At 62.2% G+C, this 24,151-nt stretch carries 24 protein-coding genes; 6 read left to right on the forward strand and 18 right to left on the reverse strand.

Annotation, left to right across the window (positions count from 1 at the left end):
- Positions 1-620: 620 nt before the first annotated feature.
- The 4 genes from JWP26_RS08760 to JWP26_RS08775 all read right to left on the reverse strand — a co-directional run bounded on the left by JWP26_RS08760 (position 621) and on the right by JWP26_RS08775 (position 3,440).
- Positions 621-1,244, reverse strand: coding sequence for a hypothetical protein (locus JWP26_RS08760; RefSeq protein ID WP_299725897.1), 624 nt, complete (start codon positions 1,242-1,244; stop codon positions 621-623).
- Between the two features lie 108 nt (positions 1,245-1,352).
- Entirely contained in the window at positions 1,353-2,141 is a 789-nt protein-coding gene (locus JWP26_RS08765) for a molybdopterin-dependent oxidoreductase (RefSeq protein ID WP_299725899.1), read from the reverse strand.
- Positions 2,138-2,986, reverse strand: a complete 849-nt coding sequence (locus JWP26_RS08770; RefSeq protein WP_299725901.1) for a cytochrome b/b6 domain-containing protein — start codon at positions 2,984-2,986, stop codon at positions 2,138-2,140. Before JWP26_RS08770 ends, JWP26_RS08765 begins: the two co-directional genes overlap by 4 nt.
- 91 nt (positions 2,987-3,077) lie before the next feature.
- The gene (locus tag JWP26_RS08775; protein ID WP_299725904.1) at positions 3,078-3,440 is read right to left on the reverse strand and encodes a hypothetical protein; all 363 of its coding nucleotides are present in this window, start codon (positions 3,438-3,440) and stop codon (positions 3,078-3,080) included.
- Positions 3,441-3,641: 201 nt separating this feature from the next.
- Here JWP26_RS08775 and JWP26_RS08780 point away from each other — a divergent pair, with 201 nt between their 5' ends.
- Both JWP26_RS08780 and JWP26_RS08785 read left to right on the forward strand, forming a co-directional pair.
- The gene (locus JWP26_RS08780; protein WP_299726000.1) at positions 3,642-4,172 is read left to right on the forward strand and encodes a sigma-70 family RNA polymerase sigma factor; all 531 of its coding nucleotides are present in this window, start codon (positions 3,642-3,644) and stop codon (positions 4,170-4,172) included.
- Entirely contained in the window at positions 4,162-4,800 is a 639-nt protein-coding gene (locus JWP26_RS08785) for a DUF1109 domain-containing protein (RefSeq protein WP_299725907.1), read from the forward strand. Before JWP26_RS08780 ends, JWP26_RS08785 begins: the two co-directional genes overlap by 11 nt.
- On the opposite strand, the gene JWP26_RS08790 is transcribed toward JWP26_RS08785, so the two are convergent.
- Together JWP26_RS08790 and JWP26_RS08795 are read right to left on the reverse strand one after the other, a co-directional pair.
- Entirely contained in the window at positions 4,789-5,445 is a 657-nt protein-coding gene (locus JWP26_RS08790; protein ID WP_299725910.1) for a ThuA domain-containing protein, read from the reverse strand. The genes JWP26_RS08785 and JWP26_RS08790 overlap by 12 nt on opposite strands.
- Positions 5,446-5,511: 66 nt before the next feature.
- Positions 5,512-5,991, reverse strand: a complete 480-nt coding sequence (locus JWP26_RS08795; RefSeq protein WP_299725913.1) for a GtrA family protein — start codon at positions 5,989-5,991, stop codon at positions 5,512-5,514.
- A gap of 277 nt (positions 5,992-6,268) precedes the next feature.
- On the opposite strand from JWP26_RS08795, the gene JWP26_RS08800 reads away from it, so the two are divergent.
- A complete protein-coding gene (locus JWP26_RS08800; protein ID WP_299725916.1) occupies positions 6,269-7,876 on the forward strand; it encodes a bifunctional UDP-sugar hydrolase/5'-nucleotidase in 1,608 nt (535 codons plus the stop codon).
- Positions 7,877-7,930: 54 nt separating this feature from the next.
- On the opposite strand, the gene JWP26_RS08805 is transcribed toward JWP26_RS08800, so the two are convergent.
- The gene (locus JWP26_RS08805; protein WP_299725920.1) at positions 7,931-8,395 is read right to left on the reverse strand and encodes a VOC family protein; all 465 of its coding nucleotides are present in this window, start codon (positions 8,393-8,395) and stop codon (positions 7,931-7,933) included.
- Positions 8,396-8,463: 68 nt separating this feature from the next.
- Between JWP26_RS08805 and soxR the strand changes: the two genes are divergently transcribed.
- Positions 8,464-8,898 (forward strand): redox-sensitive transcriptional activator SoxR, encoded by a 435-nt coding sequence (gene soxR, locus JWP26_RS08810; protein WP_299725923.1) that lies wholly within the window; start codon positions 8,464-8,466, stop codon positions 8,896-8,898.
- Here the strand turns inward: soxR and JWP26_RS08815 are convergent.
- From JWP26_RS08815 to JWP26_RS08845, 7 genes are all read right to left on the reverse strand, one after another.
- A complete protein-coding gene (locus tag JWP26_RS08815; protein ID WP_299725925.1) occupies positions 8,895-9,146 on the reverse strand; it encodes a GlsB/YeaQ/YmgE family stress response membrane protein in 252 nt (83 codons plus the stop codon). The genes soxR and JWP26_RS08815 overlap by 4 nt on opposite strands.
- Before the next feature lie 125 nt (positions 9,147-9,271).
- Entirely contained in the window at positions 9,272-10,318 is a 1,047-nt protein-coding gene (locus JWP26_RS08820) for a Gfo/Idh/MocA family oxidoreductase (protein WP_299725929.1), read from the reverse strand.
- Positions 10,319-10,550: 232 nt separating this feature from the next.
- Complete coding sequence (locus JWP26_RS08825) at positions 10,551-11,333, reverse strand: ThuA domain-containing protein (protein ID WP_299725932.1); 783 nt, start codon at positions 11,331-11,333, stop codon at positions 10,551-10,553.
- Positions 11,334-11,495: 162 nt separating this feature from the next.
- On the reverse strand, positions 11,496-12,503 hold the full coding sequence (locus tag JWP26_RS08830) for an ABC transporter ATP-binding protein (RefSeq protein ID WP_299725935.1): 1,008 nt from the start codon (positions 12,501-12,503) through the stop codon (positions 11,496-11,498).
- A gap of 12 nt (positions 12,504-12,515) precedes the next feature.
- A complete protein-coding gene (locus JWP26_RS08835; RefSeq protein ID WP_299725938.1) occupies positions 12,516-13,361 on the reverse strand; it encodes a carbohydrate ABC transporter permease in 846 nt (281 codons plus the stop codon).
- Positions 13,361-14,341, reverse strand: a complete 981-nt coding sequence (locus JWP26_RS08840) for a carbohydrate ABC transporter permease (RefSeq protein ID WP_299725941.1) — start codon at positions 14,339-14,341, stop codon at positions 13,361-13,363. The genes JWP26_RS08835 and JWP26_RS08840 overlap by 1 nt, the downstream gene beginning before the upstream one ends.
- Before the next feature lie 95 nt (positions 14,342-14,436).
- Positions 14,437-15,702 (reverse strand): ABC transporter substrate-binding protein, encoded by a 1,266-nt coding sequence (locus JWP26_RS08845; protein WP_299725944.1) that lies wholly within the window; start codon positions 15,700-15,702, stop codon positions 14,437-14,439.
- A gap of 498 nt (positions 15,703-16,200) precedes the next feature.
- Between JWP26_RS08845 and JWP26_RS08850 the strand changes: the two genes are divergently transcribed.
- A complete protein-coding gene (locus tag JWP26_RS08850; protein WP_299725947.1) occupies positions 16,201-17,223 on the forward strand; it encodes a substrate-binding domain-containing protein in 1,023 nt (340 codons plus the stop codon).
- 1 nt (position 17,224) lies between these two features.
- Here the strand turns inward: JWP26_RS08850 and JWP26_RS08855 are convergent, their stop codons facing one another.
- From JWP26_RS08855 to JWP26_RS08870, 4 genes are all read right to left on the reverse strand, one after another.
- Positions 17,225-18,316, reverse strand: a complete 1,092-nt coding sequence (locus JWP26_RS08855) for a DUF1513 domain-containing protein (protein ID WP_299725950.1) — start codon at positions 18,314-18,316, stop codon at positions 17,225-17,227.
- Positions 18,317-18,318: 2 nt separating this feature from the next.
- Positions 18,319-19,389, reverse strand: a complete 1,071-nt coding sequence (locus JWP26_RS08860) for an imelysin family protein (protein WP_299725953.1) — start codon at positions 19,387-19,389, stop codon at positions 18,319-18,321.
- Positions 19,389-20,900 carry a di-heme oxidoredictase family protein gene (locus JWP26_RS08865; RefSeq protein ID WP_299725955.1) on the reverse strand — a complete coding sequence of 504 codons (1,512 nt, stop codon included), beginning with the start codon at positions 20,898-20,900 and terminating at the stop codon, positions 19,389-19,391. The genes JWP26_RS08860 and JWP26_RS08865 overlap by 1 nt, the downstream gene beginning before the upstream one ends.
- Positions 20,901-21,063: 163 nt before the next feature.
- Positions 21,064-22,326 (reverse strand): imelysin family protein, encoded by a 1,263-nt coding sequence (locus tag JWP26_RS08870; protein ID WP_299725958.1) that lies wholly within the window; start codon positions 22,324-22,326, stop codon positions 21,064-21,066.
- A 648-nt stretch (positions 22,327-22,974) separates the two neighbouring features.
- Between JWP26_RS08870 and JWP26_RS08875 the strand changes: the two genes are divergently transcribed.
- Positions 22,975-24,081 (forward strand): ABC transporter substrate-binding protein, encoded by a 1,107-nt coding sequence (locus JWP26_RS08875; protein WP_299725961.1) that lies wholly within the window; start codon positions 22,975-22,977, stop codon positions 24,079-24,081.
- The last annotated feature ends 70 nt before the right edge of the window (positions 24,082-24,151 follow it).

A 24,151-nucleotide genomic window follows, 5' to 3' on the forward strand; every position in this document is an offset into this window, starting at 1 on the left:
GAACGTCGCGCTGGCCCAGGGATCGCGCGACCGCATTCCCCTCCCACCAAACTCCCCACGGCCGTTCGTCGCGAACCCGCAGCCATTGTGGAGATATCGGGAGGGAGTATGCGGGAGGATTTGGGGGTGGGGATTAGTTGGGTAAGGGGCACAAGGCGTCCCCACACTCGGTGTCACCCCGGCGCAGGCGGGGGGCCATCCTGCGATGGCGGAGCGCACCGCCAGATCATGGATTACCACGACAACCTTGCGGCTGCGGCGATATCTCGAGATGGGTACCGGCCTGCGCCGGTATGACACCGCGTTTTTAGAGACATTGTGCCAAGCAAGGTGAGGGCACGACAGCCACGGGCTATCCAACACCACCACCCGGCCTCCCCCTGCAGGGGGAGGAGTACGCGCCATTCTTGAGGCGCGATCCAGTTCAACTCATCGGTAGACTCCTCCCCCGCGAGGGGGAGGTTGGGTGGGGGTGGTCGGAGCCACGATGCCGCACTATGCGGCGACCTTGCGGCGGGGGCGATATCTCTAGGCCCCGGCCCGTGCCGGGGTGACGCCGTGGGTGGGAGGCGTCGTGCCACAGTGGCGCATGATGAGAACCTCTCCACCAACCGCCGCAATCACATCGGCGGGACGACGCCCTTGGTGCCGACGACGACCGTATGGGCCGAAATGGTGCCATCAGCGGCCACTTCGGAGGGGATGAACACCACCGCCCCGGGCACCAGGTCCGCCTTGGTCGCGGGGGCGAACGTAACGATCGGCGTGACTTCGGGAATGTCGATGGTTTTCTCGTTGCCCTGATAGGACACTTTGACGGAATGGCCATCGTCGGAGGTGACCACGTTAGCGACGGTCGCATTGGTCATGGTGCTGCCCGGCTGCAGATCCCAGACCGAGCTGCCTTCTCCGGCGCCCTTCAGCGCAGCGGGGAAAATCAGCACCTCCAGCGCGCCATCGCTGCCATCGGCATTCGGCAGCGAGGCAATGCCCACATAGTCCCCGGTCTTGATATCGGCGGCCGAGGCAGTCGCAACGCTCGACACCGCCCAGCCATCGGGCAGCACCACGGTCTTGTCCTCGCCCTCACGGGTCTTGATGACAAGAGTGGAGCCTTCAAAACTCGTGATCGTACCACGCAGCCGCACGCTTTCGGCGGCCTGTGCCGCCACGTCGAAGGAAACGATAGCCGTGCTTGCCAGCGTCAGCAGGCCAATGGCCCGGGAAATGCTTGCCAATTTCATGATGTCATCCTCATTTCGGTCGCCATGGCCGACGGCGAAACTCTAACCCTCCAGGCGAGGGCGCGGAAAAAACACTTGTTGATGGAACCAGACGCCGAGTGCTCGCGACTAAATCCCGCCATACCAGTCGTAGCCGGTATCTTCCCAGTACCCGCCCTTGCCTTTGCCGAAGGGCGACAGGTCATCAACCAGTTCGATAGTGTGCAGGAATTTCGGCTGCTTGTAGCCCAGCGCCCGCTCAATGCGCAGGCGGATCGGCGCGCCGTTGGAAACGGGCAAAACCTGGTCGTTGAGCCCGTAGCTGAGGATCGATTGCGGGTGATGGGCGTCGATCAGGTCCGATGAGGTATAGTAGATGATGTCGCCAGACAGCGTCTTCTCGATGTTGTCGTAGCAATGATAGACGGCAAACCGCGCCTGCGGCTTGACCTTGGCCATGTCGAGGATCGGGCCCAATGGCGTGCCGGTCCATTTGGCGATGCAGCTCCAGCCCTCGACGCAATCGTGGCGGGTGATCTGGCTGCGCGCGGGCATATTGCGGAGCTCATCGAGCGAAAAACTCACCTCCTGCTCCACCATGCCAGTCACCGTCAGCTTGTAATCGGCGAAGTTATTGGCCTTGAGCGCCAGATATTCCGGCGTGGTCGGATCGGTTGAGCCATTAGGGCGCTGGCCCTGGCGGATTTCGCTGGGCGCATATTCGCGCGCCAAAGTCTGCTCCCCAATGAGCAAACGCTGCGCCTTATAGGTCATCACGTTGGCCTGCTCGAGGAAGGTGCGCGCTGCCCCGCCCCGCTGGCCCAGAAAGTCGAACTGATCGCAGCCCGATAGGATCAGTGACGATCCGGCGGCGGCGCCCAGGCCAAGCAGGCCACGTCGCGTGATAATGCGGCTCATGGCTTGTCTCCCTCATTGAGTGGCGTGCCGGGGCTGGCGCGATACCAGCCGGTGATCATCGAGCGCAGTTCGTTGAACGGATTGGCGATGATCACCATGATGATGTGAATGATGAAGAACCCCACCAGCAGCGCCATGGTGATGAAGTGGATGGTGCGCGCGGTCTGCCTTCCCTGGAAGATATCCAGCAACCAGGGGAACATCGAATCCATCCCCGGCGACATGGTCAGCCCGGTGGCGATGATCAGCGGGAACAGGATGAAGAACACCCCGAAATAGGCCACCTTCTGCAGCGGCGTGTAGCTGCGACCGTGGTGGAACCGCAGCGTCGCGTGATCGACGATATCCTTGGGCAGGCCCGCGACGTCTCTGGGCTTGACGATGATATCGCGCCAGATGTGGCGGTTGAAAAAGCTGGCAAGGAACCAGACGAACATGGTGAGCACGAACACCCAGCCGAAGAAGAAATGCACCACGCGGCCGGTGCCGAGATCGCGATAGGACGGGATGGTGGCGGCGCCGGGAAAGCCCTGGAATTGCGGGCGGTCCGCCGAACCGCTCATGCCGAATACGCCGGTGGTATCGAATTGCTGGCCCAGGATGGTGGTGCGGCCGCGCGGGCCGGCATCGGTATTGATCGCGGACATGGACAGCACCGCATTATCGAACTCGAAGCCCGATTGCTGGCCGATATAGAGCGAGGGATGGGCATTGAAAATCTGCAGCCCGCTGAGCAGCAGGAAGAACAGGCAGATTGCCCAGATCCAATGGGTAACGCGGGTCCAGATCGATTGGCGATAGATCAGCGGGCCCCTGGTGGCCGGCGCAGCCGTCTCGACGCTCATGACAATTCCCCTTGGACGCTCCGACCGCCCCACGCCGCCGTCCATGAAGGAACGGTACAGCGCGGCGCGGCCGGCCGATATCACTTAAATGTTATTTAACGACTGGCGCCATGGCATTGGCCGGAGCCATCGAGTCCGCCGGTGCCATCGCATCGGGGGCCATCGCGTCGCCATTGTGCATGGTGTGGCAGGCATCCATTGCGGTCTTGTCGGTGCCGGCCTTGTCGAGGCAGGCCTTGAGCTGCTCGTCGGTCATCGGCGTCATTGCATCAGCGGGGGCCATTGCATCTGCGGGAGCCATTGCGTCGGCCGCAGGGGCCATAGCGTCGGCGGCGGGAGCCATAGCGCCGGCGGCGGGCGCCATCGCGTCTTCGGCAAAAGCGGCAGGCGCGGCGGATAGAGCCATCAGCAGGGCGAGGGCGGGGAGCGAGGCGATGTGGAGATTGAAGCGCATGATTGTTTTCCTGATCTCGACCACGCCCCTTTGACGTGGATCATGCTCCCCATTCGCGGCCCGCACATCGGTGGTTACCCGGACACGCGCTCGTGATCGAAAATGATCGCCATGGCGCTTTGCATCAACTCCGATGTAACCTTTGCGCGGGTGGAGACGAATGGCGCTGTGATGGTCGAGACGGACACCATAGAAACGCGGTTGCGAGCGCTGATGCTCGCCGCGCTGGATGGCGATGCCGTTGCCTATCGCACGCTGCTGGCCGAACTGAGCCGGCACCTGCGTCCCTATTTCACCCGGCGGCTGCACGCCGCCCATTCATCGCACGCGGAGGATCTGGTGCAGGAGACTTTGCTGGCGGTTCACTCTCGCCGCATGACCTATGACCGCGACCGGCCATTCACCGCCTGGCTGCATGCGGTCGCGCACCATAAATTCGTCGATCACATCCGCCGCCACGCCATTCGCCCCACCGTCCAGCTCGATGATGACGCGCCGATCTTCGCCCGTGACGAGAGCGAAGACGCCGCCGCCCGCATGGATGTCGATACCGTGCTGCAGACCGTGTCGCCACGCACCGGCGCGCTGATCCGGCAGGTCAAGGTCGAGGGCGCCTCCATTGCCGAGGCCGCCAAGGCCGCCGGCATGACCGAGACGGCCGCCAAGGTCTCGATCCATCGCGGGCTCAAGGCCCTCACCGCCCGTTTCGCGGGAGGCCGCGATGACCGATGACCTGATCGCCAGATTGAGCGCCGATGTGCGCCCGGTGCGGCGTGGCCTGATGTGGCAATTGCTGATCGGCGCGCTGGTTGTCGGTGGCATCATTGCGACCATCGCCATGTATATGATGCTGGGCCTGCGCGAGGATATCGCCACGGCGCCAACCACCATGATCTTCTGGACCAAGTCCTTCTATACCTTCGCTTTGGCGGTGCTGGGTTTCTGCGCCACCATCGTGCTGGCGCGCCCGGATGGGCGGACGCGCTGGCCCTGGATCGCGGCGATCGGGTTGGGCGTATTGCTGGCCATCGGGGCCGCGATGCAATTGATGATCATGCCGGCCGACCAGACCATGCATCTGATCGTGGGCGGTTCATCGCTGGTTTGCCCGTTCTATATTGTGGGTCTGTCGCTGCCGGTACTGGCTGCCGTGATGCTGGTGCTGCGGCGCATGGCACCGGCGCGCGCGACCCTGGCCGGCCTTGCCGCCGGACTGTTTGCCGGCGGCACCGGGGCCTGGGTCTATACCTTCCACTGCGGCGAGAACGGCATGATGTTCCTGACGCTCTGGTACACGCTGGGCATTCTGGTGGTGGCCGCCCTCGGCGCGCTGATCGGCCGCTTCGCGCTACGCTGGTAGCTCTTCGCGCGCCGCCCAATTGAGGCCACGGCGCAGAATCGTCGCCATTTCAGGCACTTCGAATTCCTTGGCCTGATGGCCCAGCGTCGAGTGGAATACGCGGCCCTGCCCGTGCCGGCGCTTCCACACCACCGGCATCACCACGCCCTCGATCCACGGTGCAGTATCCCCGGTGAATGTCGTCGTCGCCAACACCTCGTTGGAGGGGTCGACATGCATGTAATATTGCTCGGACGTGTAGGGGAAGCTCTTGAGGCCAGCCATGATCGGATCGTCCGGCTTGGTGATATCGACCGTGTAGTCGACGATATTGCCGGGGTGCTGCACCCACTGCCCGCCCACCATGAACTGGTAGTCCACCGCATCGCGGAAGGCGTCGCTCATGCCGCCATGATGGCCCGCCAGCCCGACGCCGTTCTGCACGGCGCGAGTCAGGTTCTCGACCTCGTCTTTCTGGATCGTGCCCATGGAAAAGATCGGAATGATCAGACTGAGATCATGGATCGAGGGATCGGCGAAGGCCGAAGTTTCGGTGGCCATGCGCACGGAAAACCCATCCTCGTGCAGCCAGCGGCGGTAGATCGCCGCGCACTCTTCCGGGTCATGTCCGGCCCAGCCACCATAAACAATCAATGCACTGCGCATGCTCAAATCCCCGCAAATCAACGCGGCGGAGCTTATCGCAAAGTGACGGTTTTGGAACCCGAGGCGTTAGTCGTGGGCAATCGGCCGCAACGCGAACAGGGTGACTGGCGCGTGTTGGGCGAAGGCCCAGCCACGCAGCACCACGAAATTGAGCCCCGAAGTCAGGGCGATAACCAGCGTGGCCGCGACCACCGAAGTCATGCCCAGAACGCCATAGACAACAAAGGAAAACAGCGTCACCAGCACGAGTGCCATCAACTGCACGCCGATATAACGCGGCAGCGCATGGCTGTGCGGCAGCTCGGACTGGAAGGAAAAGCGGCGATGGGCGAGATAGACCGGCCCAATCAGCGCCGCATAGCACAGCGCATTGACCCAGGAACTTTCCGATCCCACTACATGGCTGGCAAGGCTCGACAGCGCCACGAACCCCGCCGCGCCTGCTGCGCCGATGGCGACGAACGCCGCCAACTGGCCCATGACCGACGGCCCTTCCACCGGTATTGGCGTGGCATTCGGCATCATGCTGAACAAGGCTGCGCTCACGGGATTTCCTCAAGAGACCAGGCGATTGATTGAGCTATCCTAGGCGGGCGCGCTTGCCGCAATGCTTACGGTTGCATGGCTAGGATGCAATCTTGGTCGCCATGGTTGAGAAAGGCTGAACCGGCTATCGGCTGCGGCGGCAGATTTTGACCGGCCGGTCCACTTTCCCATGTCATAAATTACTGGTTAACTCATGCCTCGTCGCGGCCGGCCACCTAGCGCCATGGCCGATGCATTGCCGAAGGACTTCACGCATAAAAACCAAAGGATGACAGGGATGAAAAAATTACTTCTCGGCGCAACGGCGCTGACCATGATGGCCGGCTTTTCCGGCGCGGCTTACGCCGATTTCACGCTCAATATCCTGCACATCAACGATTTCCACTCGCGCTTCGACCCCATTACCGGCACCGACAGCGACTGCAATGCCGAGACCGACGCCAAGGGCGAATGCTTTGGCGGCATCGCGCGGCTGAAGACCGAAATCGACGCCAAGCGTGCCGAATTCAAGGATGGCAACTCGCTGCTGATCTCGGCCGGCGACAATTTCCAGGGCTCGCTCTACTACACAACCTACAAGTCCAAAGTGGTCTCGGACTTCTTCAACCAGATGGGCTTTGACGTCGTTGCCACTGGCAACCACGAATTCGACGACGGCCCGGCCGAATTCTCCAAATTCATCGCTGCGGCCAAATTCCCCATCATCGGCGGTAATTTCGACGTTTCCCGCTCGCCCGATCTGCGCGGCAAGATCAAGGGCTCGATCGTCATCGAAGTTGGCGGGCAAAAGATCGGCATCATCGGCGCGACGACTGAAGACACACCCGATATTTCTTCGCCGGGCGACGATGTCGAGTTCACCGACGTGATCCAATATGTGCGCGGCGCCTCCGAAGCGCTCGACGCTGCCGGCGTCGACAAGATCATCCTGCTCAGCCATATCGGCTATCCGATGGACCAGCAGGTCGCGGCGGCGCTGCCGCTGGTGGATGTGATCGTGGGCGGTCACACCCACACCCTGCTGTCCAACACCGACGAGAAGGCCGCCGGCCCCTACCCCACCATGGTCAAAAACCCCGATGGCGTGGAAGTGCCGATCGTGACGGCCAACCAGTATGGCAAATATCTGGGCGATATCGCGGTGACCTGGGATGACAATGGCGTCGTCACCAAGGCCGAGGGCGCCCCCTTCCTGATCGACGCTTCGGTCAAGGGCGACACTGACTTCGCCACGCAGTTGACCGCACTTGCCGGCCCGATCAAGGAAGCTATGAGCGTCGTTATCGGCAGCGCTACGGCCGCCATCGACGGTTCGCGCGAAACCTGCCGGGCGCAGGAATGCGCCATGGGCAACCTGTTGGCCGACGCCATCCTCGACCGCGCAAGCGGCCAGGGCGCCACCATCGCCTTCCAGAACGGCGGCGGCGTGCGGGCCTCGATCGACGCGGGTGACATCACCAAGGGTGAAGTCATCACCGTGCTGCCCTTTTCTAACACATTGGCAACAGTACAAGTTTCTGGCGCTGACGTGATCGAAGCGTTGGAAAACGGCGTCAGCGATGTGGAGAACGGTGCTGGCCGCTTCGCCCAGGTTGCCGGGCTGAAATATTCGTTCGATCTGAAGAAGCCGTCCGGCGAACGTGTCAGCGACGTACAGGTGCTGATCGGAGGCGACGCCTGGGGCCCGATCGACGAGGACGCCACCTACACGATCGTCACCAACAACTACGTGCGCGGTGGCGGCGACGGCTATGGCACCTTTGCCGACGGCGACAACGCCTACGACTTCGGCCCCCCGCTCGAAGAAGTGGTCGCCGACTACATCGCCAAGCAGGGCGGCAGCTACACGCCTTACACCGATGGCCGTATCACCGAGATCAAGTGATTTTTCAATGATCTAGGCCGCGAAGGGCGCCCACTGGGCGCCCTTTTTGTTGTGTTATCGCGTTAGCCAAGCCGAATACGGCCCGATGCCGAAGGCGTCATCCGGCGCGTCGTCCAGTATGGCGATGAACTCGATGGAATGGCCGTCTGGATCGGAAAAGTATTGCGAGACTGCCGGCATCCAGCTCAAGACTACCGGTTCGGATGACGGCTCGCCGTGGAAGCCGAGAGGGGCGACGCAATGTGCCTGCAAGGCTGCGGCCGAGGCCAGAACGCCCGCGACGCTCATGCGAAAGGCGATGTGCAGATGCAGGCGCAGTGGACCGCTGCCGGTCTCCCATAGGCCCAGCATGCTGGTTTTCTTGTCGTTGATCCAGAAAAAGGCGATGCGGCGCTCGGCGAAGGTCTTGGCGAGTTCGAGCCCGACCACGTCGCGATAGAACGCAATCGACCGGGTGAGATCGGCGACTGTGAGGTGGGTTTCATAGAGCCCATCGATATGGGGCATGCTGGTCGTCATCGGTCGTCCCTTTCCAAGAGCTGGATGCGGGTCTACAACCTCAACATTAGTTGAGGTCAAGAGCGACGATGGCGAAAGAATTGACGGTCGGGCAGGTGGCGGAGCGGGCCGGGGTGGCGGTGTCGGCGCTGCATTTCTATGAAGCCAAGGGGCTGATCCAAAGCCACCGCACGGCCGGCAACCAGCGGCGCTATGACAAGGACGTGCTGCGGCGGGTCGCGATTATTCACGTGGCGCAGGAATTGGGAATTTCACTGGCCGAAGTCGGCCTGGCCTTCGCCAGCCTGCCCGAGGGACGGCCGCTATCACGCGAGGATTGGGAGGCGATGTCAACCCGCTGGGCGGCGGGGCTGGACGCACGGATTGCGCAATTGCAACGCCTGCGCAGCGGCATGGTTGATTGCATTGGCTGCGGCTGCCTGTCGATCGACCGCTGCGGGCTATTGAACTGGGAAGACAAGCTGGCGGCGCATGGTCCGGGCCCGCGCCGGCTGCTTGACTAGGCTCGGCGGGCGATCTGGTTCCAGCCCAGGAGCACGATGACGGCACCCACGATGGCACCGATGAAATTGGCCCCGTCACCCGGGCCGTACCAGCCGATCTGCTGGCCAAGCCAAGTAGCCACCACGGCGCCGACAATGCCGAGCACGGTGGTGAGAATAAAACCGCGCGGATGATGATTGCCCGGCGTGACCCAGCGGGCGATCAGGCCTGCGAGGAAACCGATAATAATGGTGCCGAGAATAGCCATGAATGTGCTCCGATTGTTGAGACGATAAATCGGAAACCCTGGGGCGGGTTGCAAGGGCTGATGATTTCGCGATCGAAACAAAGGCCCGGTCGAAACCGGGCCTTTCCAACTCAAAACAGCAGCGCTTACGCCACCTTGTGTTCGGTGTGGTCGCGGTCGGTGACCGTGGCGAGGTCGAGCACTTTCTGGATATTGGTGGCGTGGCGGAATGACGGCTCCAGATTGACGCCACTGCGCACGGCTTCCACGAAGCGCATGTAATTGGTCGGCACGGGGTCGCAGGCGACTTCGGTCCAGGTGCCGGTTTCGGCATCGGGGCCGAGGCAGGTCATCAGCTTGCTCCAGTCGTGCCGATGCTGCACTTCCACCGATCCCAGTTCGCCATAGATGCGCAGGCGCAGCTCGTTGAAATGGCCGGTGGCCCAGCGGGTGGCGTGGATGACGCCGAGGGCGCCATTTTCCATCTGCGCCGTCATGGCAAAGCTGTCATTGGCGTCGAGATCGTATTCGCCGATACGGTTGTTTTCAGCCTTCTCGAAGGTCTCGAGGCGGCAGAATACCTTGGCGTAATCGCTGCAGGCGCCATAGGCGGCGAAATCTAGGATGTGCACGCCGATATCGCCGAGCACGCCGTTGGAGCCATGGCTCTTGGACAGGCGCCACAGCCACTGGCTCTCGGTGCGCCAATCGCCCCAGGCCTTGCTGACGAGCCAGCTTTGCAGATAGCTCGCCTCGAAATGCTTGACCGTGCCGACCTGGCCGGAGGCAACGATTTCGCGAGCCTTCTGGAGCTGCGCGACGTTGCGATAGGTCAGGTTGACCATGTTGATGAGGCCGAGCCGTTCGGCCGTCTCGGTCATTTCCATGGCCTTCTGGTGATCGGTCGCCAATGGCTTTTCGCAGAACACGTGCTTACCGCCATGCAGCGCCGCCATGGTGGTGGCGTGGTGGACGCTATCGGGCGTCACATTGGCGATCGCGTCGAATTCGCCCCAAGCTAGGGCCGCATCGAGCGAGCCGAAGCCGCGCGGAATATTGTGGGTGGCGCAGAATGCCTCGACCCGTGCCGGATCGACGTCAACGCCGCCGACCAGCGTCACGCCTTCGATGGCGGCAAAATGTTTGGCATGCTGGTTGGCCATGCCTCCGGTACCCAGAATGAGCAGCCGCATTCTTTTATTCCTTCTCGACCACGCCAGTGATCAGTTCATCGTTTGCCTGCCGGTCCGGCGGCTATAATTTGCTTGGTTATGCGGGCACCCAGGATATGTCGAGGTCCAGGTCAGGCTGAGCCGAAAATGTCGGTCTTCGAGAACCGGAGCGGAGCGTACTGAGGTACGTGAGCACCGGAAGCGCAGAAGACCGCCATTTGCAGGCCAGCCTCACCTGGAGATCGGCGTATCCTTAGCGGAAGCCTTCTTCGCGGCCGTGATGCAGCTTGGGACCGCGCTCTTCGATCTTTTCGATGGCTTCCTCGACCGGGGTGTTCGGAGCATCGAGAATTTCGGGATGGCTCTCGGGATTGTAGGCCCAGTTCACCGCGTTGCGCAGAACCTTGCCGACGGTGTCGTCGTGATAGGTCGGATAGGTTTCGTGGCCGGGGCGGAAGTAGAACACATTGCCGGCGCCGCGGCGGTAGGTCAGCCCCGAGCGGAACACTTCGCCGCCCTGGAACCAGGACACGAAGACGGTTTCCAGCGGCTCCGGCACCGAGAAGGGTTCGCCGTACATTTCTTCGTTTTCGAGCTCGAAATAGGCCGGCAGGCCCTTGGCGATCGGATGGCCCGGATTGACGACCCAGAGGCGCTCGCGCTCGCCCGCTTCACGCCAGTGCAGCGCACAGGGCGAGCCCATCAGGCGCTTGAAAATCTTGGAGAAATGGCCCGAATGCAGGACGATCAGGCCCATGCCTTCCCAGACGCGCTTGGCGACGCGCTCGACGATCTCGTCTTCGACCTGGCCGTGGGCGGCATGGCCCCACCAGACCAGCACATCGGTATTGGCCAGCGCCTCGACGGTGCAGCCATGCTCAGGCTCCTGCAGGGTCGCGGTCTTGGCGACGATATTGCTGTCCTGCGAGAGCAGCTTGGCAATCTGGGTATGCATCCCTTCGGGATAATTGTCGGCAACGACCTTGTTCTTCTGTTCGTGAACGTTTTCGCCCCACACCAGGGTTCTGATCGCCATAGTCGTCTCCTATAGAAATTTGAATTTCGGCGTGTTTTGCAAACCCGCTCGGGGCAACGCGCCGCTGTTGATAAGGTGGCGGAACAACCCGCCAAGAAAGTGACGCCAAACTTGATGTTCGGCGCCCCTGTGTTCGATCTCCCCCGTAGTCGCGTCTGTCGGCTACCGGATCGGCTTGCCGGCCGCGTCGAAGCGATGGATCTTGTCGTCCATCGGCGAGATATGCACCACGTCGCCGCTCTTGTAGTTATTGACGCCGTCGAGGCGGACCACGACGGGCTCCTCGGTGCCCATTTCGAGGTAGACATAGCTGTCCGCCCCGAGATTTTCGGTGTGGATGACGGTGCCGCTCCAGGTGCCATCGCTCGGCTTGATCACCAGGTGTTCGCCGCGCACGCCCACCGTATGGGCGCCGAACGGCTTGGCCTTGTCGCCAGCGATGAAGTTCATCTTGGGCGAGCCGATAAAGCCGGCCACGAACAGCGAGTCGGGGGTTTCGTAGAGTTCCATCGGCGTGCCGACCTGTTCGACAAGCCCATCGCGCAACACGCAGATACGGTCGGCCAGCGTCATGGCTTCGACCTGATCGTGGGTCACGTAGATCATCGTCACGTTGTGCATGCTCTCATGCAGCTTGGCGATTTCGATGCGGGTGGCGACGCGCAGGGCGGCATCGAGATTGGACAAAGGCTCGTCGAACAGGAACACCTTTGGATCGCGCACGATGGCGCGGCCGATGGCGACGCGCTGGCGCTGGCCACCGGAAAGCTGCTTGGGCAGGCGCGCCAGATAGGGCGTGATCTGCAGCAGTTCTGCGGCGTTTTCGACGCGCTTGCGGATTTCGTCCTTGTCGGTGCCCTTTTCCAGCGTCAGCCCGAAGGCCATGTTGTCGAACACGGTCATATGCGGATAGAGCGCATAGGACTGGAACACCATGGCGATGCCGCGCTTTGACGGGGCGAGGCCATTGACCACCTTGCCGTCGAAGGCCAGTTCCCCGGAGGTGATGTCCTCGAGGCCCGCCACCAGACGCAGCAGCGTGGACTTGCCGCAGCCCGAGGGGCCGACGAACACCATGAATTCGCCCGAGCGGATATTCAGATCGATGCCCTTGATGACTTCGACAGCGCCGAAGGCCTTGCGGACGTTGCGGAGTTGAATGTTTGCCATTGCGGTGTTTCCCTAACCCTTGACGCCGCCGGCGGTCAGGCCGGAAACAATTTTGCGCTGGAAGATCAGCACCAGTACCACCAGCGGTATGGTGACGATGACGGAGGCCGCCATGATGGCGCCCCACGGAATTTCGTGGCTCGACCCGCCCGAGAGCAGCGCGATGGCCACCGGCACGGTCCGCGTGTCGTTCGATGAGGTAAACGTCAGCGCGAACAGGAACTCGTTCCAGGCGCCGATAAAGGCCAGGAGCCCCGTCGTCACCAGCGCCGGCCACATCAAAGGCATGAACACGCGGGTGATGATGACCCAGGGGCTCGCCCCGTCGACAATGGCGGCTTCCTCGATCTCGATGGGCAGGTCACGCATGAAGGTGGTCAGCACCCACACGGTGAACGGCAGCGTGAAGATCGTGTAGCTGAAGATCAGCGCCCAGGGGGTGTTGTAGATGCCCAGCGAGCGGATGACTTCGAACAGGCCCGCCAGCACCGCAATCTGCGGGAACATCGAGACGGCCAGGATGGTCATCAGCAACAGGCCACGGCCACGGAACCGCACGCGGCTGAGCGCGAACGAGGCGGTGATGGCCAGGAACAGCGCCAGCAGCACCGTGGTGGCCGAGATGAACACCGAATTGAGCAGGTTACGCGGGAAGCTGCCGGTATTCAGCACCGCCGCATAATTGCCCCAGCTGAAAGAGTCCGGCCAATAGCTGACGCGGAACAGGTCGGTGCCGGTTTTGAAGCTTGTCAGGATCGCGTAGTAGAACGGGAATACCGACTCCACGACGATGAAGATGACCAACAGATAGAACAGGGTCGTCTTGGTGACTTTCCAAAGATCAAACGTGCCGACCATCAGCGATCTCCCCCGTCGAAGCGAACCTTGCCGAGCCAGATATACAAAATGGTCAGCACAGCGATGATGAGGAACAGCATGGTCGACATCGCCGAGCCGTAGGCGAACTTGTCGAAATCGAACAGGTTTTCGCGCGCCAGCACCGACATGGTCTTGGTCGAGTCGCTGTTGGGCGTCAGCACATAGATCAGGTCGAAAATACGCAGCGCATCGAGCAGACGGAAGATGATCGCGACCATGAGGGCCGGACGCACCAAGGGGAGCGTGATGCGGAAGAACTGCTTGACCGGATGCACCCCATCGATCTCGGCGGCCTCATAGATATCCTTGGGGATCATCTGCAGGCCGGCCAGGATCAGCAGCGCCATGAACGGCGTGGTCTTCCAGATATCCACGATCAGCACCGCCGTCATGGCCGTATCGGCATTGGCGGTCCAGGCGACTTTCTGGCTCAGCAGGCCCAGCTTCATGCCCAGGTCGTTGAGGATGCCGAACTGGTCGTTGAGCATCCAGCTCCACATCTTGGCGGACACGATCGTCGGGATGGCCCAGGGGATCAGGATGGCGGCGCGGACAATGCCGCGACCCTTGAATTCGGCGTTGAGCACCAAGGCGACGATCATGCCGAAAATGGCTTCGAAGGTGACCGAATAGGCGGCGAACCGGAGCGTATTGCCGACGGCGCCCCACCACTTGGGATCGACCAGCAAGCCGCGATAAACGGTCTTGCCGCTGTCGAGCGTGGTCCAGCGCAGGTAATTGTTAAAACCGACCCATTCGGCGCCGTACAGATTGTTCAGCGAGGCATCGGTGAATGAGAAGTAGATCGAACGCAGCAATGGCCAGCCCGCCACTACCGCCAATGCGATCAGCATGGGCAGGAGGAACCACCGCGCAGCGCGGGCGCGCTGCTGCATCAGCTCCGATTTGATTCTCACGCCGGGCAATGCCATCGGCGGCGCTAGAGTGTCCGTCGCCATCGTTCAGTCTCCTCCCCAGTTTTAAGCTTATCTTTGCGCAAAGCGGACGGCGGGGAAAGCCCTGCCGCCCGCTTCGCGTGGCTCGGTAGGAGGACTTACCAGCCGGAGCCCTTGAGGTCGTTCAGATCGGCTTCGAGCAGTTCCAGGTTTTCGGCGGCAGTGCCGTCACCAGCGAGGGTGTTGTGCACGGCGCTCCAGAACTTGGACGACACTTCGTTGTAGTTGGCCTTGGTGGGAGCCGAAGGACGCGGCACGGCATTCTGGAAGATTTCCTTCCAGGCGGCCATGAACGGCGCAGCCTTGAGCACGTCCGCATCGTCATACAACGACTGGATCGTGGGCAGGTTGGTCTGCTGGATGGCGCGGTTCTTCTGCACTTCAGCCGAGCTCAGATAGAGCGCCAGCTTGATGGCTTCTTCGGGAGCCTTGGAGTACTTGGACACGGCATAGTTCCAGCCGCCCAAAGTGGCTGCCGAGCGCGCGTCGGCGCCTTCGCCAGCTGGCAGGGGAGCCACGTCGAACTTGCCCTTGATGGCCGAGTCATCGCCATTGCCCAGCGCATAGGCGTAAGGCCAGTTGCGCATGAACACGGCATTGCCGAGCTGCCAGACGCCACGGCTTTCTTCTTCCATATAGGCCAGGTTGCCTTCAGGAGAGATGGTGCCGACGAAGCTCTTGATCTCTTCGAGAGCGGCAACAGCCTGCGGGTTGTTGATCGAGATCGTGCCATCGGCCTCAACGATCTGGCCGCCGCCATAGGACTTCACCCATTCAAGGGCGTTGCAGGTCAGGCCCTCATAGGCATTGCCCTGGAACACGAAGCCATAGATATCCGGGTTGGAGGCGCGTTCGCCGTCCTGGATTTCCTGCGCGGTTGCCTTGAGCTCAGCCCAGGTCTTCGGCACTTCCTTCTTGTACTTCTCGAGCAGGTCCTTGCGGTAGAACAGGGCCGGCGCATCCGTATAGGCCGGGATGGCGACGAGCTTGCCGTTCACGGTCTGGGATTCGATGATCGAGGGGAAGTGGTCGGCCACGACGCCCTTGGCGGCATCGGTCAGATCGAGGAACTGGTCGGCAAGCTGGGGAGCCCAGATCACGTCGGTGGTGTAGACGTCGATATCGGCATTGCCGGCAGCGAGCCACAGCTTGTACTGGCCAAACTGGTCGGTGGTCGAAGACGGCATCGGCACGATGGTGACGGTGTTGCCGGTATCGGCCTCGAACTTCTTCAGCTGTTCCTGCAGGAACGCCAGGCCATTGCCGGTATCGCCCGACACGACAGCCAGCTGCGCCGCATGAGCCGCGGTCGAAAGCAGCGTGACGCTGGCCAGCAGACCGACGAGCAACTTATTGATCTTCATAGATATCCTCCCAAATGAACCAATAGGCAGGGAGAGCGCCAAAACCGGCTGATGCGCACGGGCGCCAACCAGGTTCCGCAAGTCCTCCCCCAAAAAGCACCCCGGATCGGTGACTGAAACCACTCGAGTTCCCAAAGCGCTTTGGGGAGAAAACAACCAGAGCGCACAATTTCTGTCAAGCTGCGGCGATACAGATTCTAGGGACAATTTAAGACTTTCAGAATTTATTGTTTGTTTGCAATGGCTTGATGTCCGCCAAATCCTAACGCTCGGCTCGCCGCAGAAAACCTGGGTGAGGAACGTACCTCACAAAACTGCCGCCAAAATCCGGGCTTGCGCAAAAATTTGAAATCGCTTTGAATGATCCCAGGAGGAGATGCGCGAAACCGCTGTTCAAAGCGGACGCGTGCCCCTAAGGCAAGTTTCAGACAGTGCAAATCGCCTGGTTTTACCGGCATTGCGCGACTGTTCAATGATGGCCCGGGGCAGTTTCAATCAATGCGGCTGAAAGATCTCGCGCAACATCTGGGCCTGTCTCAAACCACGGTAAGCCGGGCCCTGAACGGCTATCCCGAGGTCAACGAGGCAACACGCCTGCGCGTTGCCGAGACCGCCGCCCGGCTGGGTTACCGCCCCAATGCCAGCGCCCTGCGCTTGGCCACCGGCCGCGCCGGGGCCATCGGCATGGTGCTGCGCGCCTCGACCGAATTCGGCCCGCATTCCAGCGAGTTTTTGGGGGGTGTGGGTGAAAGACTCGCGGCCGAAGAGATCGATATCCTGGTCTCGACGGTCGAGACCTATCAGGACGAAATCGCCGCCTATCGCCGCTTCGCCGCCAGCCAGCGCGTCGATGCGGTCATTCTGCAATCGCCCAAGCTCAACGATCAGCGCGCCGAACTGTTGATGGACCTAGGCCTGCCCTTCGTGCTGCACGGCCGCACCAACGCGGCCCGGCCGCTGGCCTGGCTCGATATCGACAATACCGGCGCCATCGAACGCGCCACCTCGCACCTGCTCGACCTCGGACACCGGCGGATCGCGCTGCTCAATGGCATGAAGGGACAGACCTTTGCCGAGCACCGTGAACTTGGGTATCTGGCGGCCCTGTCGGCGCGTGGGGTGTCGTTCGATCCGGCGCTGATGGGCAATTCCACCTTCACCGACGAAGTCGCGTTCCGCCTGGCCCAGGCCATGCTCGAACTGCGTCCCCGCCCCACGGCGTTTCTCGCTGGCTCGATGATGACGGCGCTGGGCGTATTCCGCGCCATTCGACAAGCCGGGCTGACCCTGGGCCAAGAAGTCTCGATGATCGCCCACGACGACGTGTTTCCGTATCTCAACGCCGACAACATGTACCCGACGATGTCGACGACGCGGTCATCCATCCGGACCGCCGGGGTGCGGATTGCGGAGCTGATCCTGCAGATCTTGTCGGGCAAGCCGGTCGAGGATATCCACGAATTGTGGCCGGTTGAACTGGTGCTGCGGCAGAGTTCAGGGCCGGTGATGGCGGAAAAGTAGGCTACCCCACCCGCAACATGTGATTATCAAACGAAAAATCGAACTGCCGGCGGGCTTCGCCGGAGCCGGCGATGCCGATGAGTTCGCCCTCGCCGCTGCTGGCGACGAAGCCGGTGCCATCGGGGGCGAGGCCACAGCCGTTGCGCAGGGTTTCGACCAGAACGGGGCGCTTGCCTTCGGCATCAATGGCCACCAGCAGGTCGCCTTCGGGGGACGATACGGCAATGGTTGAACCGTCAGCCGAGGCGGCGACGGAGCCGACATAGTTGCGCAGATCAAGCAGCGTATCGCTGGGCAGTTCGATCAGCTTGATCTCGCCATCCATGGTGGCATAGCCGACCAGTTGCGGGCTGGCGCTGGCGCTGCCGCGGAACTGGCAGCCGAACCAGACGCGGCTGCGCGCATCCACCGCCATGTGGCGGATCGAGAGTTGATGCAGACCCGCATCGAGCCGCAATTGGCCGACCAGTTCGCCAGTGGTGCGATCCACGAAGGCCACGGAAGGGTCCATGGTATCGAGGTTAAGTTCGGTGCGGCCGTAATCGGGATGGGTCTCAATGCCGCCATTGGCGATGACCAGCGTCTTGCCATCGGGCATGAGCAGCAATTCGTGCGGGCCGGTGCCGTAGGTGGGGAATTCGGAAATTCGCTGGTAGCCGGCCTTGGTGTCATAGACGCCGATAACGCCCTTGGCCGCCTCGAAATCGCTCTCGGTGGCGTAGAGCCATCGGCCATCGGGCGAGAACACGCCGTGGCCGTAGAAATGGCGGCCCTCGGGGCTGGTCAGTGTGATCGGGGCTTCTTTGCCGGCGGGATCGAACACAACCGCAAAGGTGCCGGGCTGGCGTGCGAACACCACGCCCCTACCCGCCTCAAGGCTGACGGTGATGTCATGGCCGCGATCGGGCAGCGCCAGCGTGGTGATGACATCGCCGCGCTCGCCCATCAGCACGGCGCCATAGCCACCCGCCTTGGTTTGCACCGAGGAGGCAAAGACCAGCTCGTTGCGCTCCAGCGCCATGAGCTGTTGCGGCATGAGGCTGGCCGCGAAGCCGACGCCGGCCGCTTTCAGAAATGCCCGGCGCTGCCACATGATCAGTCTCCGTCCAGGGAGGAGAAGCCGACGCTGAGCCCCAATGCCGATGACAATTGTTCGCCGATCAGTACGCCAAGCTGCTGGGTTGCGGTGACGACATCGGCCAGCGCTTGTGCTTGGGCGGGATCGGCCACGGCGGCATCGACTGGATCGGTGACCAGGTCCAGCGCCGCGTCGGCCTTGGAGAATTCGGCGGTGATCGATGCCGGGAGATCCGCCTTATCGTTGGGGACGCCGCCGCTGATGCCGGAGAGCGCGAACAACGATTGCAGGCCATCCACATTGGCGCGGATCATCGGCACGGTCAGGCCGGACCGCCAGAACAGCGCCAGCTTGGGCTTGGCGCCGACGTCGCCCTTGGCAAGGAATGGGTTGAGCCGCGTATCGCGCACCGCCTCGATGCCATGCGACAGGATGCCGACCAGTTCCTCCTGCGCCTCGATGGGCGTGCGGAAATCGGTGAACGTGGCGTCCGGCTTCATCAGGTGCAGCGCAATGCCGTCCTCGGCATTCCAGGCGGTCACCAGTTCATCGGCAACGCCAGCGACACTCTGGGCAATGGCCGAACCGTAGCGGCAGCGGAAGGCACCATCTGCGGTCTGCAGCGTCTCGAAGCCGGTGCCGTAAAGCACGAACTCCAACGCTGTCAGGCCTTGGACGGCCACGCTCTTGTCCTTGAGCGTTGCCGGATTGGTGGCACTTTCGTCCTTGCTCGACAGAATGGCCTGGACCTGCTTGAGGGCGATGCCTTTGCGATCAGGCCAGAACAACAGGCGTTCGGCGCGGTTTTCGTCCATGATCGGGCCGACGCGGATCGCCTCGATGCGGCCGAAGGCAGTCCCGGTGTCGCCGAAGGCGGCGTCGACAGCGCTCAAATTGGCTTCGGACGGCGTGGTGCAGAGTTGGGAGACTGCGCTGCTCAACACGTCCGCCTTGGCGCCGAAATCGGTCATCGCCGGGCGGATGAAATTGTTCACCGCGCCGCGCATGACCTCGCCGGGCGAGGTGGACAATTGCGCCATGGCGGGGCCGGCAATCATCGCGAACAGCAGAGCCAGCAATATCCGCATCACAACGACTCCAGGAAGGCGATGAGATCATCGCGGGTGGATTTCGGCAGGTCGGCGAAAGCGTCACGCGCCTTCTGGCCCTCGCCACCATGCCAGAGAATGGCCTCGGTCAGGTTGCGCGCCCGCCCATCATGCAGGAATTGCGTATGCGCCGAAACCGTCTGCGTCAGCCCGATGCCCCAGAGCGGCGGCGTGCGCCATTCGTAGCCATCGGCCTGCCCCTCGGGGCGGTTATCGGCAAGGCCCTCGCCCATATCGTGCAGCAAAAAGTCCGAATAGGGCCAGATGAGCTGGAATTGGTGGATTTTCTCAGGCGCGTCCCGGCTGGTGATGAATTTGGGCATGTGGCAGGCGGCGCAGCCGGCGCCATAGAACGCTGCCTTGCCGCGCAGCACCGCCGCATCGCCGGCATCGCGCCGCTCGGGCACGCCGAGAGTCTGCGAATAGAATGTGACGAGGTCCATGACCGGGTCCGGGGCCTCGGAGTCGCCGAGCCGGGCCTGAACACCGGTCGGCATGGCCAGGCATTCGGGCTGGCGCTCGGTGCAGTCACCATGTGGCAGGTTATCGATGGGGTTCGATATGCCGATGTCGCCCGCAAAGGCAGCGGCGGACTGGCTGCGAACGGTCGCCATGCCGGCTTTCCAGCCGAAGCGGCCGATCATGACGGTGTTGCTGACCGGGTCGACGGTCCAGTTGGCCTTGCCGGAAATACCGTCGCCGTCGAGGTCTTCGGGATCGGCATGGGCCAGAATATCGGCGGCGGGTATCTGCTCTACGAGGCCTAGCCCGATCATCGGCGGCGCCACGCGGGGTGACAGCATGACATCGGGCGCCATCGGGCCGTAGTTGAGGTCGGCGACGGAATAATGCGGGTTCTGGAGGGTCACCACCGTGCCGTCGGCCAACGTCACCGGGAGGTCGGTATAGTCGATCACCATGCGGCCCTCGGCCTTGAGGCCGGGCACGGCGAAATCCTGCAATTGCGTGCCATAGGTGGGATCTCCCACCTCGCCCGCGATGACGCCATCCATGGCCAGGCGCGTGTCATTCTCGCCCGGCGGCACCGAGAGGCGGAGGAACATCGAAACGCCGTCATTGCCGATGCTCGGCGGATGGCCGCGTCCGTCCTTGAGATGGCAGCTCTGGCAGCCGCGCGCGTTAAATAGCGGACCCAGCCCGTCCGAAGCCTGCGTCGAGGATGGGGAACTCACCCAGATTTTGCGGAACAGCGCATTGCCGAGCTTGAAGGTTTCTTCCTGCTCGAAGCTCAGATTGTCCATGAAATGGGAGAACGAGTCGGCATTGACGGTGAACTTCGTCGTGCCCTTGCCGGCCTGCAGGTTTTCCGAAGCTTCAGGCTTGGAGAAATCCGTGGTCGGCGCGGTGACGCGGACGACGCGGGCAAGGTCTTCGGGAGTCAAATCGGTGCGGACATTGACCTTGTCCTGCGCGAAGGCGAGGCCGGTGGCAAGGAGCGCGACGAGGACGAGGGTCAGGCGGGTTTTCATTAGAGGTTTCCAGTTCGCTCTGGCTTACCCCCACCCCGGACCTCCCCTCAAGGGGGAGGGGGCGAGCAAGCCGATGCGTCGCAGCGAGTGGAGCCAGTCCCCTCCCCCTTGAGGGGAGGGGTTAGGGGTGGGGGGAGCCCCCCCACACGAGTGGAGCTAATCCTTACTCGAACACCGAATCCGGGTTCGACAGGCTGTCGCTGTCTTCGATGGTGACATTGTCGAGCTGCAGCAGGGCGACCGCGCGTTCGATGCCGCGGGTCTGGGCGATCAGCGCGTCGATGCCGGCCTGCACGGTGGCATTGCCCTCGACATTGCCTTCGGCGATCTGCTGGTCATAGGCTTCGCCGTTTTCCGCGCGGGTGGCGATGGCCGTCAGCTTGACCACCGTGTCGTCGAGCAGCGCCTTGATTTCGGTATCCAGCGTTGGGTCCTTGGCGGCAACCAATTGCGAAAGCGAGGGGCCTTCGACGACCGAGCCGTCGACGCGGGTGTATTTGCCCACATAGACATTGCGCACGCCGATGCCGTCATTGAGGTGCGACACGTGGGTGTTGTCGGAGAAGCAGTCATGCTCTTCCTCGGGATCATGCAGCAGTAGGCCCAGCTTCATGCGCTCGCCGGCCACTTCGCCATAGGACAGCGAGCCCATGCCGGTCAGGATCGACGCGATGCCGAGGCCCGGGCTGGCTTCGCGAGCAGCGCCGCCCTCGGCCCAATCGCCGACCATTTCTTGCAGATCGCTCACCAGCAGCGTCGTTGCGGCCTTGAGATAGGCGGCGCGGCGATCGGCATGCTCGGCGGTCGAGTAATCGGTGAACGGACGCTCGCCGGCGCCGGGACCGGTGCCGTGCAGGTCCTGGCCCCAGAGCAGGAATTCGATGGCGTGGTAGCCAGTCGCCACATTGGACTCGACGCCAGCGGCTTCCTGCAGCTTGTCCTGCAGCAGTTCCGGGGTGATCTCGGTAGCGTCGATTTCCGCGCCGTCGACCATGATCTTGGGGTTGGCAATGATATTGGCGACGTAAAGCGGGTTGCTGTCGCTCTCGGTGCCATAGCCGGCGTCGACATAGTCGATCAGGCCTTCATCCAGCGGCCAGGCGTTCACCTTGCCCTCCCAATCGTCGACGATCGGGTTGCCGAAGCGGAATGCCTCGGTCTGCTGGTAGGGAATGCGGGCGGCCTTCCAGGCGTCGCGGGCGGCTTGAAGCGTCGCCTCGCTGGGCGTCGCGATCAGGCCATCGACGGCGGTCTCGAGCGCCTTCGCGGTGCTCAGCGCATCGCCGTAACCGGCTTCGGCGATATTGGCGTAATTGGTCAGCACGTCCGCATCAGCCGGCGCCTGCGCGAAAGCCGCGACGGGCGCTACGGACAGTGTGAGAACCAGGGCGTAGCGCTTGAGCGCTTTGGTGCCGGTCAGGACCATGGAAAATTCCTCCAGAGGATTAATTTCTGCGCGGGCCAACAGCATGGGACGCGACGATCCAAAGCGGACTATCAATCTCAACTTATAAAATCAATAACAATCCCAGTAGTTTAGAAGCGATCTAAACTGGATTGCTACCCCAAATTCCCTACGGCTGGTAAAAAACTGTGCGCGTTCCAATGCTTGCCTCTCGCCCAAGCGATTCAGCCGAGCGCTCACAGTTAGTTTTGCCTGGAGCCGTGCCCGGCGCTCGCTTGACCAGCGCCAAGGCGGATCAGCAGCCTCTCGCAACGTTGCAGCACCAATTTTTGACCATCTGGACTAAGTTCATCCAAACATGCACTGTCACAATTGCAATCGGGGGGATGCTCATGGACCATACAGACAGTCGAATGAACCGGTCGCAGCGGCGCGCATAGCCCGTTGAAACGGTCCATGGGACCGTTTTACTCCGTCATTCAACTGTCACGTAGCCTCATTACTTCACCGGCACTTCGCCAGCGCCCCGGCTATGGGCAATGGCGTGTAACCGGCGAAACGGGGCAGCACATTCGCCGGACTTGCGACAAATCTACCCGCCTTGCATCCCCGTTCCGACCTGTCGGCATGGATGGCGCGAGGCAAGTCATAAAATCAGGGAGACTGAACATGATCATGAACAAGGCGCTCGCGGCATCGGTATCGATGCTCACCGTGATGGCTGTAAGCGCCCCGGCGTTTGCCCAGGCCGATCTGACTGCACTCTACGACGCTGCCAAGGCCGAAGGCCAGTTGACCACCATCGCGCTGCCCCATGATTGGTGCGGCTATGGCGCCGTGATCGAAGGCTTCAAGGCCAAGTATCCGGGCATCACCGTCAACGAACTCAACCCCGATGCCGGCTCGGCTGACGAAATCGAGGCCATCAAGGCAAACCAGGGCAATACCGGCCCGCAGGCTCCCGACGTGATCGACGTTGGTCTGGCTTTCGGTCCCCAGGCCAAGGCTGATGGCCTGATCCAGGCCTACAAGGTTTCGACCTGGGACTCGATCCCGGCTGACGCCAAGGATGCCGATGGCTTCTGGTATGGCGATTATTATGGCGTGATGGCGTTCCTGGTGAACAAGGACATCGTGACCACCATGCCAACCGACTGGGCCGATCTGGCCAAGCCGGAATATGCCAACGCCGTCGCTCTTGCTGGTGATCCGCGCGCATCTTCCCAGGCTATCCAGTCCGTCTACGCCGCCGGCCTTTCGACCGGTGCTGACGCTGCTGGTGCCGCTGACGCTGGCCTCAAGTTCTTTGGCGAGCTCAACAAGGCCGGCAACTTCGTTCCCGTGATCGGCAAGTCCGCATCGCTGGCTCAGGGCACCACCCCGATCGTCGTCGCCTGGGACTATAACCTGCTCGCATGGCGCGACAGCTTTGCCGGCAACCCGGCGGCTGAAATCGTCGTTCCCAAGACTGGCGTCGTCGCCGGCGTGTATATCCAGGCGATCTCCGCTTACGCACCCCATCCGAACGCTGCCAAGCTGTGGATGGAATACCTCTATTCGGACGAAGGTCAGCTCGGCTGGCTGAAGGGCTATTGCCACCCGATCCGCTTCAACGACCTGGCTGCCAAGGGCTCGATCCCGCAGGCAATGCTCGACGCGCTGCCGCCAGCTGAAGGCTATGCCAAGGCCGTGTTCCCCACCATCGAGGAACAGAATGCTGCCAAGACCGTCATCACCGGCCAGTGGGACACCGCTGTCGGCGCCAACGTTCAGTAAGCTTTAGACGACAAGACGCTCTCTCGCCCATCGCGGGGCGAGAGAGCAAATCCTCCGGGGGTACGAGGAC

The sequence above is a fragment of the Devosia sp. genome (assembly GCF_028290435.1).
Taxonomy (GTDB): Bacteria; Pseudomonadota; Alphaproteobacteria; order Rhizobiales; family Devosiaceae; genus Devosia.

Coding starts and splice junctions, on each gene's coding strand:
- JWP26_RS08760 (WP_299725897.1), bottom strand. CDS start 1,244: ATGAAATTGGCAAGCATTTCCCGGGCCATTGGCCTGCTGACGCTGGCA.
- JWP26_RS08765 (WP_299725899.1), bottom strand. CDS start 2,141: ATGAGCCGCATTATCACGCGACGTGGCCTGCTTGGCCTGGGCGCCGCC.
- JWP26_RS08770 (WP_299725901.1), bottom strand. CDS start 2,986: ATGAGCGTCGAGACGGCTGCGCCGGCCACCAGGGGCCCGCTGATCTAT.
- JWP26_RS08775 (WP_299725904.1), bottom strand. CDS start 3,440: ATGCGCTTCAATCTCCACATCGCCTCGCTCCCCGCCCTCGCCCTGCTG.
- JWP26_RS08785 (WP_299725907.1), top strand. CDS start 4,162: ATGACCGATGACCTGATCGCCAGATTGAGCGCCGATGTGCGCCCGGTG.
- JWP26_RS08790 (WP_299725910.1), bottom strand. CDS start 5,445: ATGCGCAGTGCATTGATTGTTTATGGTGGCTGGGCCGGACATGACCCG.
- JWP26_RS08800 (WP_299725916.1), top strand. CDS start 6,269: ATGAAAAAATTACTTCTCGGCGCAACGGCGCTGACCATGATGGCCGGC.
- JWP26_RS08805 (WP_299725920.1), bottom strand. CDS start 8,395: ATGACGACCAGCATGCCCCATATCGATGGGCTCTATGAAACCCACCTC.
- soxR (WP_299725923.1), top strand. CDS start 8,464: ATGGCGAAAGAATTGACGGTCGGGCAGGTGGCGGAGCGGGCCGGGGTG.
- JWP26_RS08815 (WP_299725925.1), bottom strand. CDS start 9,146: ATGGCTATTCTCGGCACCATTATTATCGGTTTCCTCGCAGGCCTGATC.
- JWP26_RS08820 (WP_299725929.1), bottom strand. CDS start 10,318: ATGCGGCTGCTCATTCTGGGTACCGGAGGCATGGCCAACCAGCATGCC.
- JWP26_RS08825 (WP_299725932.1), bottom strand. CDS start 11,333: ATGGCGATCAGAACCCTGGTGTGGGGCGAAAACGTTCACGAACAGAAG.
- JWP26_RS08830 (WP_299725935.1), bottom strand. CDS start 12,503: ATGGCAAACATTCAACTCCGCAACGTCCGCAAGGCCTTCGGCGCTGTC.
- JWP26_RS08835 (WP_299725938.1), bottom strand. CDS start 13,361: ATGGTCGGCACGTTTGATCTTTGGAAAGTCACCAAGACGACCCTGTTC.
- JWP26_RS08840 (WP_299725941.1), bottom strand. CDS start 14,341: ATGGCGACGGACACTCTAGCGCCGCCGATGGCATTGCCCGGCGTGAGA.
- JWP26_RS08845 (WP_299725944.1), bottom strand. CDS start 15,702: ATGAAGATCAATAAGTTGCTCGTCGGTCTGCTGGCCAGCGTCACGCTG.
- JWP26_RS08850 (WP_299725947.1), top strand. CDS start 16,201: ATGCGGCTGAAAGATCTCGCGCAACATCTGGGCCTGTCTCAAACCACG.
- JWP26_RS08855 (WP_299725950.1), bottom strand. CDS start 18,316: ATGTGGCAGCGCCGGGCATTTCTGAAAGCGGCCGGCGTCGGCTTCGCG.
- JWP26_RS08860 (WP_299725953.1), bottom strand. CDS start 19,389: ATGCGGATATTGCTGGCTCTGCTGTTCGCGATGATTGCCGGCCCCGCC.
- JWP26_RS08865 (WP_299725955.1), bottom strand. CDS start 20,900: ATGAAAACCCGCCTGACCCTCGTCCTCGTCGCGCTCCTTGCCACCGGC.
- JWP26_RS08870 (WP_299725958.1), bottom strand. CDS start 22,326: ATGGTCCTGACCGGCACCAAAGCGCTCAAGCGCTACGCCCTGGTTCTC.
- JWP26_RS08875 (WP_299725961.1), top strand. CDS start 22,975: ATGATCATGAACAAGGCGCTCGCGGCATCGGTATCGATGCTCACCGTG.